The organism is Neisseria sp. HMSC055H02 (assembly GCF_001813335.1).
In the GTDB taxonomy this organism is placed as follows: Bacteria; Pseudomonadota; Gammaproteobacteria; order Burkholderiales; family Neisseriaceae; genus Neisseria; species Neisseria sicca_C.
On record NZ_KV812067.1, the window covers coordinates 1 to 14,950 of the forward strand.

Annotated in this window: 12 protein-coding genes; 4 read left to right on the forward strand and 8 right to left on the reverse strand. The window is 48.9% G+C overall.

Features of this window, described 5'->3' with window-relative positions; all coding sequences use genetic code 11:
- Positions 1-295: 295 nt before the first annotated feature.
- On the reverse strand, positions 296-1,012 hold the full coding sequence (locus HMPREF2907_RS13400; RefSeq protein WP_070679226.1) for a hypothetical protein: 717 nt from the start codon (positions 1,010-1,012) through the stop codon (positions 296-298).
- A 36-nt stretch (positions 1,013-1,048) separates the two neighbouring features.
- Positions 1,049-1,801 carry an SWIM zinc finger family protein gene (locus HMPREF2907_RS13405; RefSeq protein ID WP_318258968.1) on the reverse strand — a complete coding sequence of 251 codons (753 nt, stop codon included), beginning with the start codon at positions 1,799-1,801 and terminating at the stop codon, positions 1,049-1,051.
- 291 nt (positions 1,802-2,092) lie between these two features.
- Here HMPREF2907_RS13405 and HMPREF2907_RS01285 point away from each other — a divergent pair, with 291 nt between their 5' ends.
- Genes HMPREF2907_RS01285 through HMPREF2907_RS01295 form a run of 3 tightly spaced genes read left to right on the forward strand, consistent with a single transcriptional unit; the run spans position 2,093 to position 5,488 of the window.
- Complete coding sequence (locus HMPREF2907_RS01285) at positions 2,093-3,145, forward strand: DNA cytosine methyltransferase (protein WP_070679232.1); 1,053 nt, start codon at positions 2,093-2,095, stop codon at positions 3,143-3,145.
- Between the two features lie 25 nt (positions 3,146-3,170).
- Positions 3,171-5,069 carry an ATP-binding protein gene (locus tag HMPREF2907_RS01290; protein WP_083310636.1) on the forward strand — a complete coding sequence of 633 codons (1,899 nt, stop codon included), beginning with the start codon at positions 3,171-3,173 and terminating at the stop codon, positions 5,067-5,069.
- On the forward strand, positions 5,066-5,488 hold the full coding sequence (locus HMPREF2907_RS01295) for a very short patch repair endonuclease (RefSeq protein ID WP_070679235.1): 423 nt from the start codon (positions 5,066-5,068) through the stop codon (positions 5,486-5,488). The genes HMPREF2907_RS01290 and HMPREF2907_RS01295 overlap by 4 nt, the downstream gene beginning before the upstream one ends.
- 22 nt (positions 5,489-5,510) lie before the next feature.
- Here HMPREF2907_RS01295 and HMPREF2907_RS13410 read toward each other — a convergent pair whose 3' ends face one another.
- Entirely contained in the window at positions 5,511-9,323 is a 3,813-nt protein-coding gene (locus HMPREF2907_RS13410) for a DUF3418 domain-containing protein (protein WP_070679519.1), read from the reverse strand.
- Positions 9,324-9,389: 66 nt separating this feature from the next.
- The gene (locus tag HMPREF2907_RS01305; RefSeq protein ID WP_070679239.1) at positions 9,390-9,761 is read right to left on the reverse strand and encodes a helix-turn-helix domain-containing protein; all 372 of its coding nucleotides are present in this window, start codon (positions 9,759-9,761) and stop codon (positions 9,390-9,392) included.
- A gap of 139 nt (positions 9,762-9,900) precedes the next feature.
- Between HMPREF2907_RS01305 and HMPREF2907_RS01310 the strand changes: the two genes are divergently transcribed.
- Positions 9,901-10,254, forward strand: a complete 354-nt coding sequence (locus tag HMPREF2907_RS01310) for a hypothetical protein (protein WP_210388577.1) — start codon at positions 9,901-9,903, stop codon at positions 10,252-10,254.
- Positions 10,255-10,480: 226 nt separating this feature from the next.
- Here HMPREF2907_RS01310 and hrpA read toward each other — a convergent pair whose 3' ends face one another.
- The 4 genes from hrpA to HMPREF2907_RS01330 form a co-directional block, all read right to left on the reverse strand.
- Positions 10,481-11,878 carry an ATP-dependent RNA helicase HrpA gene (gene hrpA / locus HMPREF2907_RS01315; protein WP_083310637.1) on the reverse strand — a complete coding sequence of 466 codons (1,398 nt, stop codon included), beginning with the start codon at positions 11,876-11,878 and terminating at the stop codon, positions 10,481-10,483.
- A 413-nt stretch (positions 11,879-12,291) separates the two neighbouring features.
- Entirely contained in the window at positions 12,292-14,079 is a 1,788-nt protein-coding gene (gene ptsP, locus HMPREF2907_RS01320; protein WP_070679242.1) for a phosphoenolpyruvate--protein phosphotransferase, read from the reverse strand.
- Complete coding sequence (locus HMPREF2907_RS01325) at positions 14,079-14,348, reverse strand: HPr family phosphocarrier protein (protein WP_003767811.1); 270 nt, start codon at positions 14,346-14,348, stop codon at positions 14,079-14,081. The genes ptsP and HMPREF2907_RS01325 overlap by 1 nt, the downstream gene beginning before the upstream one ends.
- 47 nt (positions 14,349-14,395) lie before the next feature.
- Positions 14,396-14,833, reverse strand: a complete 438-nt coding sequence (locus tag HMPREF2907_RS01330; protein WP_070496480.1) for a PTS sugar transporter subunit IIA — start codon at positions 14,831-14,833, stop codon at positions 14,396-14,398.
- Positions 14,834-14,950 lie beyond the last annotated feature (117 nt).

Here is a 14,950-nt window from a genome sequence, read left to right on the forward strand (position 1 = left end):
AACGCTTCGGCAGGTTCTACAATATTGTGACTTACTCCTTACGGCCTTAAACGCGTGGTAGATGGTGACGCGGCTGACTTGGTAGCAGCGGGCTAGGGAGGTAACGCTTTCCTTTTCCTGTGAGTAGGCCTGCCAAATGGCTTGGTGGTATAGGATGAAGCAGGTGTTTTTGTGGATGTTCCTGTTTCAGTATTTCCCTGAAAATACTGTAAACAACGCTTCTGGTTTCTATATGTAAGGATTGCAGGCTTGTTTGGAAAGATTCATCGTAAGGGTGTAGATGAATAGCTTTTTCCTAAAACCCCGCCCGATCCAATTCTTCCAACAGTGCAGGCCGGCGCGGTTTTTCGCTATATCGTTCCCTGATCTCGTCGGCAAAGTCTTCCATTGCCTGCCGTTGTGCGGAATATTGGCGACGGAGGACTTTTAATTGGTTCAAGAGCTGGCGGTATTGCTTACGGTTGCTTGCTTTATTGATTTCAGCCGCAAAGATTTTCAGGTAGAACGCTACGATTTTATCGTGATACGGCTCGGGGAAAGACGGGGCAAAACGTTCCATCATGTACAACGAAAGGTGTTGCTGCAATAGGGCGAGCAGCCGGTCGAATTCCTGTTCATGCTCCAATATTTCAGCTTGCAGCGAATATTGACCCGACAAGCGCTCAAGCAGGCGGTTGAATTCATGCAGCCATTCGGCGGCGGAAAACGTGGCTTTCCATGCCTCGTAATGCGGCAATGAAAGGCTGGTGGAAAATGCCAAATCTGCTGCGATTTCGCGTACATTTTTGCCGGTTTCCTTCAATACATCAAAAAGTTGCAGCTTCCATTTGTGCACTGTGCCGAGTGTTCCTTCATCTTCGGCAATGCTGATACCTTCGCGCAAGAGGCGTTCCGCTTCCGCCCAATCTTGCTGCCCGACTGCTTGTTCTACCGCAATTTGTCTGAATTTCGGCAGGCGCAGATGTCGTCTGAAATAATCCTGCGCGGCAGCAGTATCGCCTTTCGCCTGCAAAACCTGCCAACCCTCAAATGCCCAAAATTCATGTTCTCAACCCGACTTGGTAACAGCCAAACGTTTAGCCACATAATCTTGCCACGCCTGCCATTCGCCGCGCAGCCGCCAGATTCGGGCGCGGATTTGGTAGATTTTATTGCCTGCCTCCGAGAAATCAAAATAGCGGCTGTCGTCCAAACATTTGTCCAAAAAATTGATCAAACGCTTGGGGACATTTTCCATGACCGCCTCTTCCAGCAGGTCGATTGCCATATACATGGCATCGCCCAACATACCGTCCGAATCGTCCGCCTTTTCAAAAGCATCCTGCAAACGCGGTATCAATAGAGGCAAAGCCTGCTGCAACGCCGCCGTCCCCTCCTGCGCCACATCTTCCAACCAGTTTTGCAGCCTGAAGCCCAAATCGGCGGCTTCGTGGTAATCATAATATCGGGTTCGGGAAAAGATTCGGGAGAGCTGATGGCGATACGGATTGCCGCCCTGTTTAGGCTGCTGCGCATCAGATTCGTCAGGCTGCCCGTCCGGCGTTTGGGCGCGCACCGCATACCACAACGCCGCCATATGCTTGCACGCCCAGCCATAAGGACAATCGCAGCCCCCGTCCTTAATGTACAAATCACTATCCAGCTTCAGCCATACCGAATAGTTTTCCGAACCGCACACCTCCGCCCGATAACGCCCGGCGGAAGTTTTTTGGACATCGCGAACCTTGCCCTGCTGAAAATACAGCAGTCCGCGTTCGGCGATGTGTGGCGGAAATAGGCGGGATAGGTAGATACCGGACATGGTTTGCTTCCAAAAATTTGTTGAAATATTAGGAGTTTACTGGTTCGGGTGACGTTTGTGGAGAGGGTGGTGGGAATTCTTGTTTTGCGAAGTGGGAAAAGGTCGTCTGAAAAGGGGTTCAGACGACCTTTCTGTGAAGTGTGCATTTGAAGACATCTGCTCGTTTGGAGGAAATTAAGCTCTGCTTATTTAGACGCATGAATTTTAATAAAATCTCAAATTATTTTTGATAAGCGATAAATTATATGTTATATAAAGTTAGTTTTCACTAGTCTAATTATTTAAATAGAAATGAAAAACAGTACCTTAAAGGCGGTCGATTTTTTCTGTGGCGGAGGCGGGATGAGCTATGGAATGCAATCCGCCGGTATTCAAGTTTTAGCCGGGATAGATTACGAACCTAGCTGCAAAGAAACATATGAAGCCAATATAAATGCTAAATTTATACAGGCTGATGTTTTTGAATTGCAGCCTGAAACATTGGAAAAAGAACTCGGCTTAAAAAAGAATGATGATGATTTGATTCTTATAGGTTGTAGTCCTTGTCAATATTGGAGTGTTATCCAAACAGATAAAAGCAAATCGGAAAAATCCAAGAGTTTACTTTTGGAGTTTCAGCGGTTTGTAGAATATTTCAATCCCGGATATGTTGTTGTAGAGAACGTACCGGGAATTCTGAGCAGGATGAAAGAAAGCGGGCTTGATAATTTCATAAAATTATTGGAAGAAAAAGGATTTACCGTCCATTTCGGTATTCACAATACGGCCGATTACGGAATTCCCCAAAGCCGTAAAAGATTTACGTTAATTGCAAACAGAATAACCAAAGAAAAGCTGGAACCAGTCAAGTATTCGGGCAAACGGCTTACGGTACGCGATGTTTTGGGAATGGAAAACGGCTTTCCACAAATTATTGCAGGGCATCAAGACGAAACGGATTTTATGCATAGCTGTGCGGGATTATCCGATATCAATCTGAAACGATTGGCTCTGGTCCCCAAAAACGGAGGAAACCGCTTGGCTTTTGCGCATATTCCCGAATTACAGCTGAAATGTTTTATCGGAAAAGACAATAGTTTTAAAGACACGTTCGGTAGGTTATGGTGGGATAAGCCCGCACCTACCATAACAACCAAATTTTTCAGTATTTCCAACGGACGGTTCGTACATCCGGATGAGGATAGGGCTTTATCTATGCGGGAGGGAGCCGTACTGCAATCTTTTCCTAAAGAATACATATTTAGGGGTAAAAGTAGGGATGCGATAGCTCGACTGATCGGAAATGCCGTCCCTCCTGAATATGCTAAAAAAATAGGAATGAGTATCATCAGTGTTAAAAAATAACCTTTACGATACGGAGAAATTCAAAATGTATCAAAGTCCACAAAAAATGCTTGAAATGAAATTTGACCCCAATGTGATTACACATTTAGGCATTCAAATGTATTCTACATTACCGCCGGTTATTTCCGAGTTAATATCAAATGCTTATGATGCAGATGCTACTGAAGTAAAAATTTATTTAAACGATAAAGATCAGGAAAAGTCAATAATTATTGAAGATAATGGTCATGGGATGAGCTTTGATGAAATCAATGATAAGTTTTTATTAATTGGCCGAAATAGAAGAAAAGATGATCAATCTGATAAAAGCAAAAGTGGAAAAAGATGGGTAATAGGTAAAAAAGGAATTGGAAAGTTAGCTTTTTTTGGAATTGCCACCCAAGTTGAAATTTCAACTATTCAAAATTATTTGAAAACAACATTTTTATTAAATTGGGATGATATACAATCTCAGCGAGCCAATACAGGAATTTATCATCCAAAGATTCTTGAAAGTGATATTTCCGTAAAACAAAAAAGTGGAACAACTATAAAATTAACAAAAATAAAAAGAAAAACCGGATTTTCTGCACAAGATTTGGCTTTATCTCTTTCTAAAGCATTTCATGTATTTGATGAAGAAGATTTTCAAGTTAATATCTTTCATAATCAACAAACCGATCCGCTTCTCATTAGTAACAGTTTACGTTATCAGGATTTTGATTGTTTTGTTAAATGGGAAGCACCTTGGGTAGAGATTAATTTAACATCTGAAGAAAAAGATAAATATGAAGAGTATCTAAAAAAAATAACAGGTTGTCTAATTGCTAGTAAAGAAAGAACTATCCCTGAGAAAATGAGAGGAATTGCTCTTTTTTCAAGGGGAAAACTGGTTAATGAATATGCATTTTATGGATTGAGTGCAACCAGTTTTGGATATTCATATCTTACAGGTTGGCTAAATGTGGATTTTATTGAAGATTTTTCTGAAGATGTGATTTCCACCAATCGACGTTCGTTAAATTGGGAAACTGATGAAACGAAGCTTTTGGAAGAATTATTACAAATTTTAATTAAAAAATTCTATAATTTCCAAAAAGATGCCAAAGAAAATGATAAAAAACAAGAAATTGAAGAAATCGTAGGTATTAATCTTGACAATTGGTATGAAACATTACCAAAACACGAAAGAAAGCTGGCTAAAAAAATTATGAATCAGATTATCCAAGCAGAGGGATTAGAGCCGGAAAAAACCAGCAATCTAATCCGCTATGTCCAAGATTCATATCAATTCACATCATTTAAAGAATTGGCTGCCGATATCAGTGAAAACAACTTTGATCATCCGGAGCAAATTTTAAAATTAATGAGTGAATGGCAATTAATTGAAGCAAGGGAGTTTTATAAACTTGCAGAAGTCAGGCTGGAAACCATTAAGAAATTTGAAGAATATATCGCACAAAATGCAAAAGAAGTTCCTGTTTTGCATAATTTCCTAAAGCAATTCCCGTGGTTGTTAGATCCTCGGATTATGTCTTTTAAGGATGAGGTTACATTTTCTTCGTTATTAAAAGAAAAATATCCTGATGAGACATTGGATATAAATGATAGGAGAATTGATTTCTTGTGCCAAAGATTTGCCGATAGTTTTTTTATTATTGAATTGAAACGCCCAAAAGGTACAATTAGCCATAAAGAAATTACGCAGGCGCTTGACTATGTAAATTTCATTGCGCAACGACTGGGTAATGAAAAAGGTACAAAGGTTTGCTGTTATTTAATAGCAGAACGATTGGTTGATACCCCAAGTGTAACAATGACGGCGGAAGCATTGCAAAAAGGCGGTTCCGTTTACGTCAAGACCTATTCAGAATTACTTGCCAATGCCAAAAGCTATCATAATGAATTTATAGAAAAATATGAATCGATGACAAGAAAAGCATGAATGATATTTTCACATCTGAAAAACGCTCCCAAATCATGTCGAAAATACATGGTAAGGAAACTGGTTTGGAAGTATTGGTAAGGAAATTTCTTTTCTCCCAAGGTTTTCGTTATAGGAAAAACGATAAACGCTATGCAGGCAAACCGGATATCGTTTTGCCGAAATATAAAACAGTCGTCTTTATACACGGCTGTTTTTGGCACGGGCACTCTTGTAATAAAGGACATATCCCGAAAAGCAATACGGATTTTTGGTTGGAAAAAATCACAAAAAATTGCGAACGTGATATTAAAAATGAAACCGAGCTGGAAAAGATCGGTTTTAAAGTGATTGTCGTTTGGGAGTGCGAATTAAAAAACAAAGCTATTTGTAGAGAGCGATTAAATCGGTTGGTCGAGGAAATAAAAGATGCCGTCTGAAAAAATCAGACGGCATTTTCCTTTAATTAAGACCCTCCCACACCTTCAACAACCGCTTCACCGACACCGGATACGGTGTCTTCAATTCCTGCGCAAACAGCGACACTCTTAATTCTTCAATCATCCATTTAAACGCGGCGAGGTCGTCTGAAACGGGTTGTCCTTGTTTCACCAAGCCGTCGGTTTTTTCCTGCCACATTTGTTCCAATTCCTGTATGTCGGCTTCGCGGGCTGCGTCGCGGGCGGGGTCGCCGCTGTATTTTTCGAGGCGCAGGGTCATGGCTTTGAGATAGATGGGGAGGCGCGGCCATTGCGCCCACGGGGTGCGAGTGGCGAAGCCGGCAGCGAGCAGGGTTTGTAGGCGTAGTCTTAGGAGGTGGGTGAGCGGGTGTTTGCCGAGTTTGCCGTTCAGTTCGGCGTAGGCGGCGGCGGTTTCCTGCAGGTAGCGGCTGAGGGCTTCTTTGACGGCGGGCAGGCGGCTGCGGGCGCGTTTGATTTGTTCTTTGAAGGCTTTTTCGTTGCGCGGCAGCTCGTCTTCGCCGATAAAGGCACGGTCGCAGACGGCTTGGGTGAGGTCGTCGCGCAGGGTGTCGGCGTTGATGTATTTGAGCAGCATGGCGGCTTGGGTGAAGCCTTGGATGCCTTTGTTCAGGTCTTTAACTTGTTCTTTTAGTTGTAGTTTCATGAGTTCGATTACGCCTAATCTGTGGGCTTGTTCGGCGGCGGCAGACGTGTCGAACAGGCGCAGGGCGATGCGGCCGTCTTTTTCTTTTTGCAGGCCGAGGTAGCCGGTGAGCTGTTGTTTGCCGCGTGCGAATTTGATGGATTCGGGCAGGGTGCCGATGTCCCATGTAGTGACGTTGTCGCGCTCGAATTCTTGGGTGTTGTCGCGGAAGGTGGTGGCGGCAGCTTTGCCAAGTTGTTGTTGGATTTGGATTAAATCGCGCCCCATGGCTAATTCTTGTCCGCCGTCGTCGATGATGCGGAGGTTGAAATAGCAGTGTTCGGGCAGCCTGAACGCGGCCCATTCGTCTTGGTTGATTTGCTCCAGTATGCGGATGTCGCCTGCGGTTTTGGCGATGGCTTGGGCAAGCTGGGGCAGGATGGGGGCGTTGCGGTCGGGGTTTTGGCTTAAAAATTGGGTGATGAATTCGGGCACGGGCACGCAGATGCGGCGGATTTGTTTGGGCAGCGCTTTGATTTGCAACTGGATTTTTTCGCGTATCATGCCGGGCACGAGCCATTCGAGGGCGGCGGGGCTGATGCGGTTGAGCACGGTGAGCGGCAGGGTGAGGGTAACGCCGTCGAGCGGGTGGTGCGGCTCGAAGCGGTAGCTGAGTTTGAATTTGCCGTCTGCGGTTTGCCAGTGTTTGGGGAATTGTTCTTCGGTGATGTGCGCGGCGGTGTGCTGCATGAGGTCGTCGCGGCTGAGGAACAGCAGGCGCGGGTTATCGCGCTCGGCGGTTTTGAGCCAGGCTTGGAAGGTGCGGATGTCGGCGAGGGGTAGGGGTTTCAGACGGCCTTTTGGGGGTGCAGGCTGCTTTTTGGGTTTGGGGTCGTCTGAAAGTGTGCCGGTTGTGTTTTCAGGTAGCCTTTCCGGGTGCAGGCTGCTTGGTTGTGCGGCGATTTGCTGTAATTGTTCAAGCTGCCACTGCCGCTCTTGGCTGACGGCTTGCGGATTTTGACCGTTTGCCAAGCCTACGGCTTTGACGGCGTAGTCGCCGCACACGGGCGCGTGTTCCTTCATATGCCCGACGCCGACCGCCTGACCTGCGGCGCGTAACACGGCGGTGGCAACGGGATTTTGCTGTTCTTTTGCCAGCTTGTGCAGCGCAAAACCTGTCTGCCGCAGTTGCGCAACGTCTGCCTGTCCGTTTTGCCAACGTTTGAGCAAATCGAATACATCATGAACGGCGTCTGCTTCTACTGCGGGGGGCAGCAACGGTAGGATATGCTGAACGCACTGCATCGCCCATGCTGCCAAATCGTGCTGGTTTTGCGCGACAAGCAGCCTGCACAAGCGGTCGCGCTGTTCGGCATCGTCTGCAATGCGGATTTTGGGGCGGCAGTATTCGGGCAGGGGTTCACGCACGCGGTTGTCCGTATCTTTGGAATCCGCGTGCGTGGCTTGCGCTACACACCCTATGTTGTGCTTTTTAGATTTTAGGACATCTGCTGCATCCGCTCGTGCCAATAAGATGAGTTCGCCGGCAGTCTCAGCATCGGGATAGTGCACCAAACCTGCTTCATCAAATTGCGCCATTATGCCGCTTTGTAATGTCGCCCATTCTTCGGCGTAACCGATGGATGGGTCGCATTGCTGCTCGGCAATCAAGGCAACGATTTTGCCGTGCCATTGTTTGCTGTCGATCGTTACACGATCACCCAGTAGTATCGGTTGACCGTCGGCGTAGCATAGGGAGTTTTCAGGTAGCCTTTGGGCTTTGGCGTCGCCTGAAAGTGTTGAAGCTGCGGCACTTTGTTCCCTCTCCTGAGGGAGAGGGTTTGCTGCAGTTGCGGAAAAGTTGGTTTGAGAGGCAACTGTTTTGCCCTCTCCCCAACCCTCCCCCACGGGGGAGGGGGGGGTTTGCTGGGGATTTTCAGGTAGCCTTCGGGGGTGCAGGCTGCTTTCGGTGTGCAGGCCGTCTGAAACCGCATCCGCCGTATAAAAATCGGGCAGCCGTTCGTTATAAAACGCAAACAGGGCTTCGTCATCAACCAACACGTTTTGCTTGCGCGATTTGTGTTCGAGTTCGCTAATTTCTTTAATCAGCTTTTTGTTGTGGACAAAAAAGTCCGCTTTCAAATCGCATTCCTGCGCCACCAGCGCGCTGCGGATAAAGATTTCGCGTGCTTCTTCGGGGGCGATTCTGCCGTAGGACACGGGGCGGCGCGGCAAGACGGTCAGGCCGTAGAGCGTTACCCGTTCGCTGGCGATGACTTCGCCGCGTTTTTGTTCCCAGTGCGGCTCGAAATAGTGGTAGCGGACGAGGTGCGGCGCTTCCTGCTCTATCCATTCGGGCTGGATGGCGGCTACGTCGCGGGCATAAAGTTTTGTCGTTTCAACGAGTTCTGCCGCCATCACCCATTTGGGCTTGGCTTTGAACAGGGCGGAGGCGGGGAAAAGGTGGAAGCGGCTGCCGCGCGCGCCGGTGTAGTCGTTGCCGTCGGGCGATTTCATGCCGACGTTGGCGATGAGGCCGGTGAGCAGGGCGCGGTGGATTTGTTCGTAGCCCGCTTCTTTGGCGGCACGGATTTGGGCGCGGTGTTGTTTCTTATCTAGTTGTTTTTGTTTGAGTTTGGCGGATAAGTCTTGGTCGCCCGCATTTTCAGACGACGTCAGTTGCTTGATTTCGGGAGGTCGTCTGAAAGCGGCTTCCTTGGTGGTCAAACCCATTTCGATTGCGGTTTGGGCAAGCTGGTGGTGCAGCTCGCGCCACTCGCGCATCCGCAGGTGCGACAGGAAATATTGGCGGCACCACTGCACCAACTGCTTGTTGGACAAGCCTTTGTTGCGCTCACGCTGGAAGCTGTCCCAAATGTTCAGGTAGGCAAGGAAATCGGACTGCTTATCGGTAAAACGCTCGTGTGCCTTGGCCGCGGCATCGCGCGCTTCCAAAGGCCGCTCGCGCGGGTCTTGAATCGACAGCGCGGACGCGATCACCAATATTTCCGCCATGCAGTCGTGCTTCTTCGCCGCCAACAAAATGCGCGCGATTTTCGGGTCGATGGGCAGGCGCGCCATTTGTTCGCCGAGTTTGGTCAGGCGGTAGCGTGGTTTGGGGCTGCCTGAACGGTTTTCAGACGGCGTGTTGGGAGTTTGGATGTTTTGCATGGTTTGTAAGTCAGGCATCTATATCTGGCGTTTTTTAAATTTACCAGTGCTTGTCAGGCTACTTGTTTACTTATTTTCTGTATTTTTTAGTAAATCAATTACCTGTCTTAAAGCGGCAATCTCATCATTTTTTGCTTCTAATAATTCTTTTAAATTTTTATTTTCTAACAATAGTTTTTCATCAGAACCCACATAGTTTTGGTTATTAGTATTGTCTCCGATAGAGAAGAAGAAAGATTTATCTTGTGTAGCAAATAATTCAACCACATCAATATTAAATATTTGTGCAATCTGCTTTAATTTTTCTATGTTGATATTGCTTTGTCCGCGTTCAATTTTGGCATATCCGTTGGGGGACATAGACAGTTTTTCAGCCATCTCTTCTTGCGACCATTGGTTAATTTCTCGCAGAACTCGGATTTTTTCGTGAATTTCCATTTTTATTCCTTAAAGTGTGGATTGTATGATTAAAAGTAGAGAATTTAGATACTGTTAGTTTGTGGATTACATAATTAGTTTGTCTTACTATACAACTGTTGTTGCCTATTTTTAACGTATTTTGACAAGGATTTAAATTATGAAAAAGGTTTATTTGGCTTTGATTGTAGCTGTTTTAAGCTCAACCGCATTTGCAGATATGTATGACTATGGTTACAGCAATGACACAACATATACGCAAATTGGTAATACTACCTATGGGAGTAATGGTACAAGTTACACCAATATTGGTAATACTACCTATGGCAGTAATGGTTCAAGTTATACACGAATTGGTAACACCACTTACGGTAATGATGGCTCAAGTTATACACGAATTGGTAATACCACTTATGGTAATGATGGTTCAAGCTATACCACAATCGGTAATACTACCTACGGCAGCGATGGGTCAAGCTGTACCCAAATAGGTAGCCAAATCTATTGCAGATAGAGCTAAAAATATGGGCGTTTATGTTACTGGGGCGATTATAACGTTTTGCCTTGTCGGTTGGGCGACAGGCGGAAGACAGCTTTTAACCCCTATCTTTATAGCACTTATCTGGCCACTTTTTTTGGTAGAACGGATTATTGTAATTTTGCTAATTGCTCTCGGAGTAATAAAAAAATAATTCCTACGTAAGGCAGCCTGAAAAACCTTTCAGGCTGCCTTTTCCTTTTCAGGCTGCTTCTTCCACCGCCCCCAATTCCAACAACACCTGAAACCCGTCATTGATATACCGCGAATCGGGCATTTCTAAAAACGGGAATGCTGCCACATCGCCGAGTTTCAATGCTGCCATGCGCAGGATGACGGCGGCTAGGTTGCTGCGGACAATTTCGGGGTCGGTGAATTCAGGGCGGATGTTAAAATCTTCTTCTGAAAACAGTCGGATACATACGCCCGCGGAGACGCGTCCGCAGCGGCCGGAGCGTTGTCGGGCGGCGGCTTGGGAGATTTTTTCTACATGAAGCTGCTCCACTTTTGCCCGTGCGGAATAGCGTTTGACGCGCGCGAGGCCGGTGTCGATGACGTATTTGATGCCCGGCACGGTGAGCGAGGTTTCGGCGACGTTGGTTGCTAACACGATGCGGCGTTTCGCGCCTGAAGGGTGGAAAATTTTGTGCTGCTCGGCGTGCGACAGGCGTGCGAACAGGGGCAGGATTTCGTCGTTGCGGCGCAGCGTCGATTTGCGCAGGGCTTCGGCGGCTTCGCGGATTTCGCGTTCGCCCGGCAGGAACACCAAAATATCGCCTTCGCCGTGTTGCGCCAATTCGTCCGCCGCATCGACAATCGCGTCGGTCAGCTCCACTTCTGCGTCGTCTTCGTCTTTGCTGGTCAGCGGGCGGTAGAGGATTTCGACGGGATAGGTGCGCCCGCTCACTTCCAGTACGGGCGCGTCGTTGAAATGTTGGGAGAAGCGTTCTGCGTCTATGGTTGCCGAGGTGATGATGACTTTCAAATCAGGTCGGCGCGGCAGCAGTTGTTTCAGGTAGCCCAGTAGGAAGTCGATGTTCAGGCTGCGTTCATGCGCTTCGTCGATGATAATCGTGTCGTAGGCGGCGAGATAACGGTCGGTCTGGGTTTCCGCCAGCAGGATGCCGTCGGTCATCAGCTTGATGCAGGCATCGCGCGAGGTGTGGTCGGTAAAGCGCACTTTATAGCCGACCGTGCTGCCGATTTCCGATTTCAGCTCTTCGGCAATCCGTTCCGCCACCGAACGCGCGGCCAAACGGCGCGGCTGGGTATGCCCGATCAAACCCGCCGCTCCGCGCCCGAGTTCCAAACAAATCTTGGGCAACTGCGTGGTTTTGCCCGAACCGGTTTCGCCACAAATAATCGTTACCTGATTTTCGGCAATGGCTTTTTTGATTTCTTCGAGCTTCTCGTGAACGGGCAGCGTGTTGTCGAACTCGGGTTTGGGCAGTTTGGACAGGCGTTGCAGATAGAGGTTGTGCGATTTTCGGTATTTTTCTTCGACTTTGGACAAGCCGCCGTATTTGTTGGGATTTTTGAAGGCGGAACGTAGGAAATGGCGGTCTTTGGAGAGGGTTTGGGAGAAGTCGGGATGGGGCATGGCGTTGGAAAAATTTCAAATAAAACAAAGGGAGTGATTATAGCAAAGGTCGTCTGAAAATTTTCAGACGACCTTTGCCGTTGCGGAAATATTAAGGATGATCTGCAACGTAAGCCCAGAGGCTTGAAATCTTGGCAATCTTCAAATATTTCTTAAAAAGCGGAGGTCTGGATTCCCGCCTGCGCGGGAATGACGGTGTGAGGGATTGGGTTTGGTGCGATATAAAAGGCTGGGTAAAGACGGAAATTGAGAGTCTTGAAATTCGATCAATCTTTAAACATTCCTAAAAAGCTAGGTGCGGATTCCTTCCTGCACGGGCATGACGATATGGGGGCTGACTCAGATTCGATAAAAAGGTCGTCTGAAAACCAACTTCGGTTTTCAGACGACCTTTTGGTTTATAGAAAACCTGTTTACGCCTGCGCTATCGGGCTGTCTTCTTCCTGCCGCTCTTCTTCGTGTTCCGCGCTGTTGAGCAATTTCAGCAGCTTTTCGGTTTTTTCCGAATCTTCGCTGCGGAGGATTTTGGCGGTTTCGGTTTCGAGCAGGGCGGTGTTGCTGTGCAGGATGATGTTTTTGACGGGGAGCAGGTTGTTGGGGTTCATGGAGAATCGGCGCAGCCCCATGCCCAGCAGCATCCGCGTGTAGGTGGTGTCGCCTGCCATTTCGCCGCATATGGAGACGCTTTTTTCCATGCGGTTGGCGGTGCGGATGATGTGCTGGATGGTTTTCAACACGGCGGGGTGGCCTGGCTGGTAGAGGTGGCTGACGCTGTCGTCGCCGCGGTCAACCGACAAGATGTATTGGATCAGGTCGTTGGTGCCGATGGAGATGAAGTCGGTCAGTTTCAGGATGCTGCCGACGGTCATGGCGGCGGACGGGATTTCAATCATGCAGCCGACGCTGACGGTGCCGAAGGTTTCGCCGCGTTCGGTAAGCTGGAGTTGGGCGGTGTCGAGGTGGATCAGGCATTGGCGCACTTCGGACAGGGAGGTAATCATCGGCCACATCATGCGCACGGGGCCGTGGACGGCGGCGCGGAGGATGGCGCGCATTTGGGTGCGGAACATGACGGGTTCGGCGAGGCACAGGCGGATGCCGGTGAGTCCGAGCGCGGGGTTGAGGCTGCCGTTGGGGGTGGAATTTTGACCGAACCAGCGGGGATTTTTGTCCACGCCCAAATCGACGGTGCGGATGGTGATGCTTTTGCCTTTCATTTTTTTCACAATCGCGCTGTACACTTCGTACTGCTCGTCTTCGGTCGGCATGGTGTCGCGGTTGAGATAGAGGAATTCGCTGCGGAAGAGTCCGACGCCGTCTGCGCCGAAGTTGTGCAGGGCTTTGATGTCTTCGGCAGATTCGATGTTGGCGAGCAGCTCGATGTTGATGCCGTCGGCGGTGGTGGCGGCAGTTTTTTTGAGCTTGTTGAGTTCGCGCTTGTGGAGGCGGTATTCGCGGGCGAGGCGGCGGTATTCGTTGAGGACGACTTCGTCCGGATCAATGATGAGGACACCGTTGATGCCGTCAACGATGACGGTTTCGTTTTCGGTAATGAGCCTTCGGGCGTTGTGCAGCCCGATGACGGAAGGGATGTCGAGGCTGCGGCCTAAGATGGCAGTGTGGCTGGTCGGGCCGCCGACATCGGTAACAAAGGCGGTGATGCGCTGCTCTTTAAAGAGGACGGTGTCGGCGGGTGAGAGGTCGTGGGCGATCAGGATGGTGTCTTCAAACAAGCCTTCGTTGAGGTTTAAGTCGTTGCTTTGCCCCACGAGGTTGTTGTGGATGCGGCGGACGACTTGCAGCATGTCTTGTTTGCGTTCGCGCAGGTAGTCGTCTTCGATGCTGTCGAACTGGGCGGCGAGCTTGTCGCTTTGTTGTTTCAACGCCCATTCGGCGTTGATTTTTTGTTCTTTCAAAATATCGACGGGTTCGCGCGAGAGGGTTACGTCGGTCAGCAGCATGAGGTGCAGCGAAATAAACGCGCCCAACTCGGTCGGGGCGTTTTCGGGAATCGCGCTGCGAAGCTGTTCCAACTCTTTGCGCGTGGCTTTGATGGCGGCATCGAAGCGGGCGGCTTCGGCGTCGATGAGGTCGTCTGAAACATCGTATTGCGGCACTTCCGCCGTTCCGCGCGTAATCAGGTGGGCTTGTCCGATGGCGATGCCTTTGCCCGCCGCAACGCCGTGCAGCACGATACTCATTATTCGCCCTCGCCGAAGTAGTCGTTGATTAAGTCGGTCAATGCCTTCATGGCTGCGGCTTCGTCCAAGCCGTCGGTTTCCAGCTCGATGATTGTGCCTTTGGCGGCGGCAAGCATCATTAAGCCCATGATGCTTTTGCCGTTGACGCGGCTTCCGTTTTTCGTTACCCAGACTTCGCTTTGAAACTGAGAGGCGGTTTGGGTGAATTTGCTGGAAGCGCGGGCGTGGAGTCCGAGTTTGTTGATGATTTCGATTTGTTGTTTTTGCATGTTCGGCTTTCGGGTGTGCGGGGTCGTCTGAAAACGTGTTGGTCGGGTTAGACGGCTTCGGCGTGCTGTTTGCACACCAAATCTTCCGGTTCGGCGGTGATGGCGAAAATGCCTTTGACGGCGGCTTCCCTGACCGTTTCAGTAAAGGCGGCGAGGTCTTCCGCCATGGGCGAATATTGGGTCGCTTTAATCATCATCGGCGCGTTCAGTCCGGTCAGGATGGCGGATTTGCCCGCGCGCACCAGCCTGCGGGCAGCGTTACACGGCGTCGCGCCGAAGATGTCGGTCATAATCAATACGCCGTGGTTTTCAGGAAACTCTTGCAGCGCGGCGATGGCATTGTTGATGATGTCGGTTTGGTCTTCGTCAGGCTCCACGCCGAGGATGCGGATGTTTTCCGGCATTCCCGTGGGGAAGAAATGATGGGTCAGGCTGCGGTAGGCTTCGCCTACTGCCTCGTGGGTAATGATTAAAAGGTTGATCATGATGTGTTCCCTGATGATATTTTATTCGGCCGGTGTGGGCGAAAGTATCGTCCGTTCACCCGCCACATAGCGCGATATGGTGGCACAAAGGTCGTCTGAAAAGGTTTTCAGACGACC

Excerpts from the sequence above, each read along its gene's own strand:
- HMPREF2907_RS01310 (WP_210388577.1), top strand. The coding sequence starts at position 9,901 with ATGAAAAAGGTTTATTTGGCTTTGATTGTAGCTGTTTTAAGCTCAACC.
- HMPREF2907_RS13405 (WP_318258968.1), bottom strand. The coding sequence starts at position 1,801 with ATGTCCGGTATCTACCTATCCCGCCTATTTCCGCCACACATCGCCGAA.
- hrpA (WP_083310637.1), bottom strand. The coding sequence starts at position 11,878 with ATGCCCCATCCCGACTTCTCCCAAACCCTCTCCAAAGACCGCCATTTC.
- HMPREF2907_RS01290 (WP_083310636.1), top strand. The coding sequence starts at position 3,171 with ATGTATCAAAGTCCACAAAAAATGCTTGAAATGAAATTTGACCCCAAT.
- ptsP (WP_070679242.1), bottom strand. The coding sequence starts at position 14,079 with ATGAGTATCGTGCTGCACGGCGTTGCGGCGGGCAAAGGCATCGCCATC.
- HMPREF2907_RS01325 (WP_003767811.1), bottom strand. The coding sequence starts at position 14,348 with ATGCAAAAACAACAAATCGAAATCATCAACAAACTCGGACTCCACGCC.
- HMPREF2907_RS13410 (WP_070679519.1), bottom strand. The coding sequence starts at position 9,323 with ATGCAAAACATCCAAACTCCCAACACGCCGTCTGAAAACCGTTCAGGC.
- HMPREF2907_RS01295 (WP_070679235.1), top strand. The coding sequence starts at position 5,066 with ATGAATGATATTTTCACATCTGAAAAACGCTCCCAAATCATGTCGAAA.
- HMPREF2907_RS01305 (WP_070679239.1), bottom strand. The coding sequence starts at position 9,761 with ATGGAAATTCACGAAAAAATCCGAGTTCTGCGAGAAATTAACCAATGG.
- HMPREF2907_RS01285 (WP_070679232.1), top strand. The coding sequence starts at position 2,093 with ATGAAAAACAGTACCTTAAAGGCGGTCGATTTTTTCTGTGGCGGAGGC.
- HMPREF2907_RS01330 (WP_070496480.1), bottom strand. The coding sequence starts at position 14,833 with ATGATCAACCTTTTAATCATTACCCACGAGGCAGTAGGCGAAGCCTAC.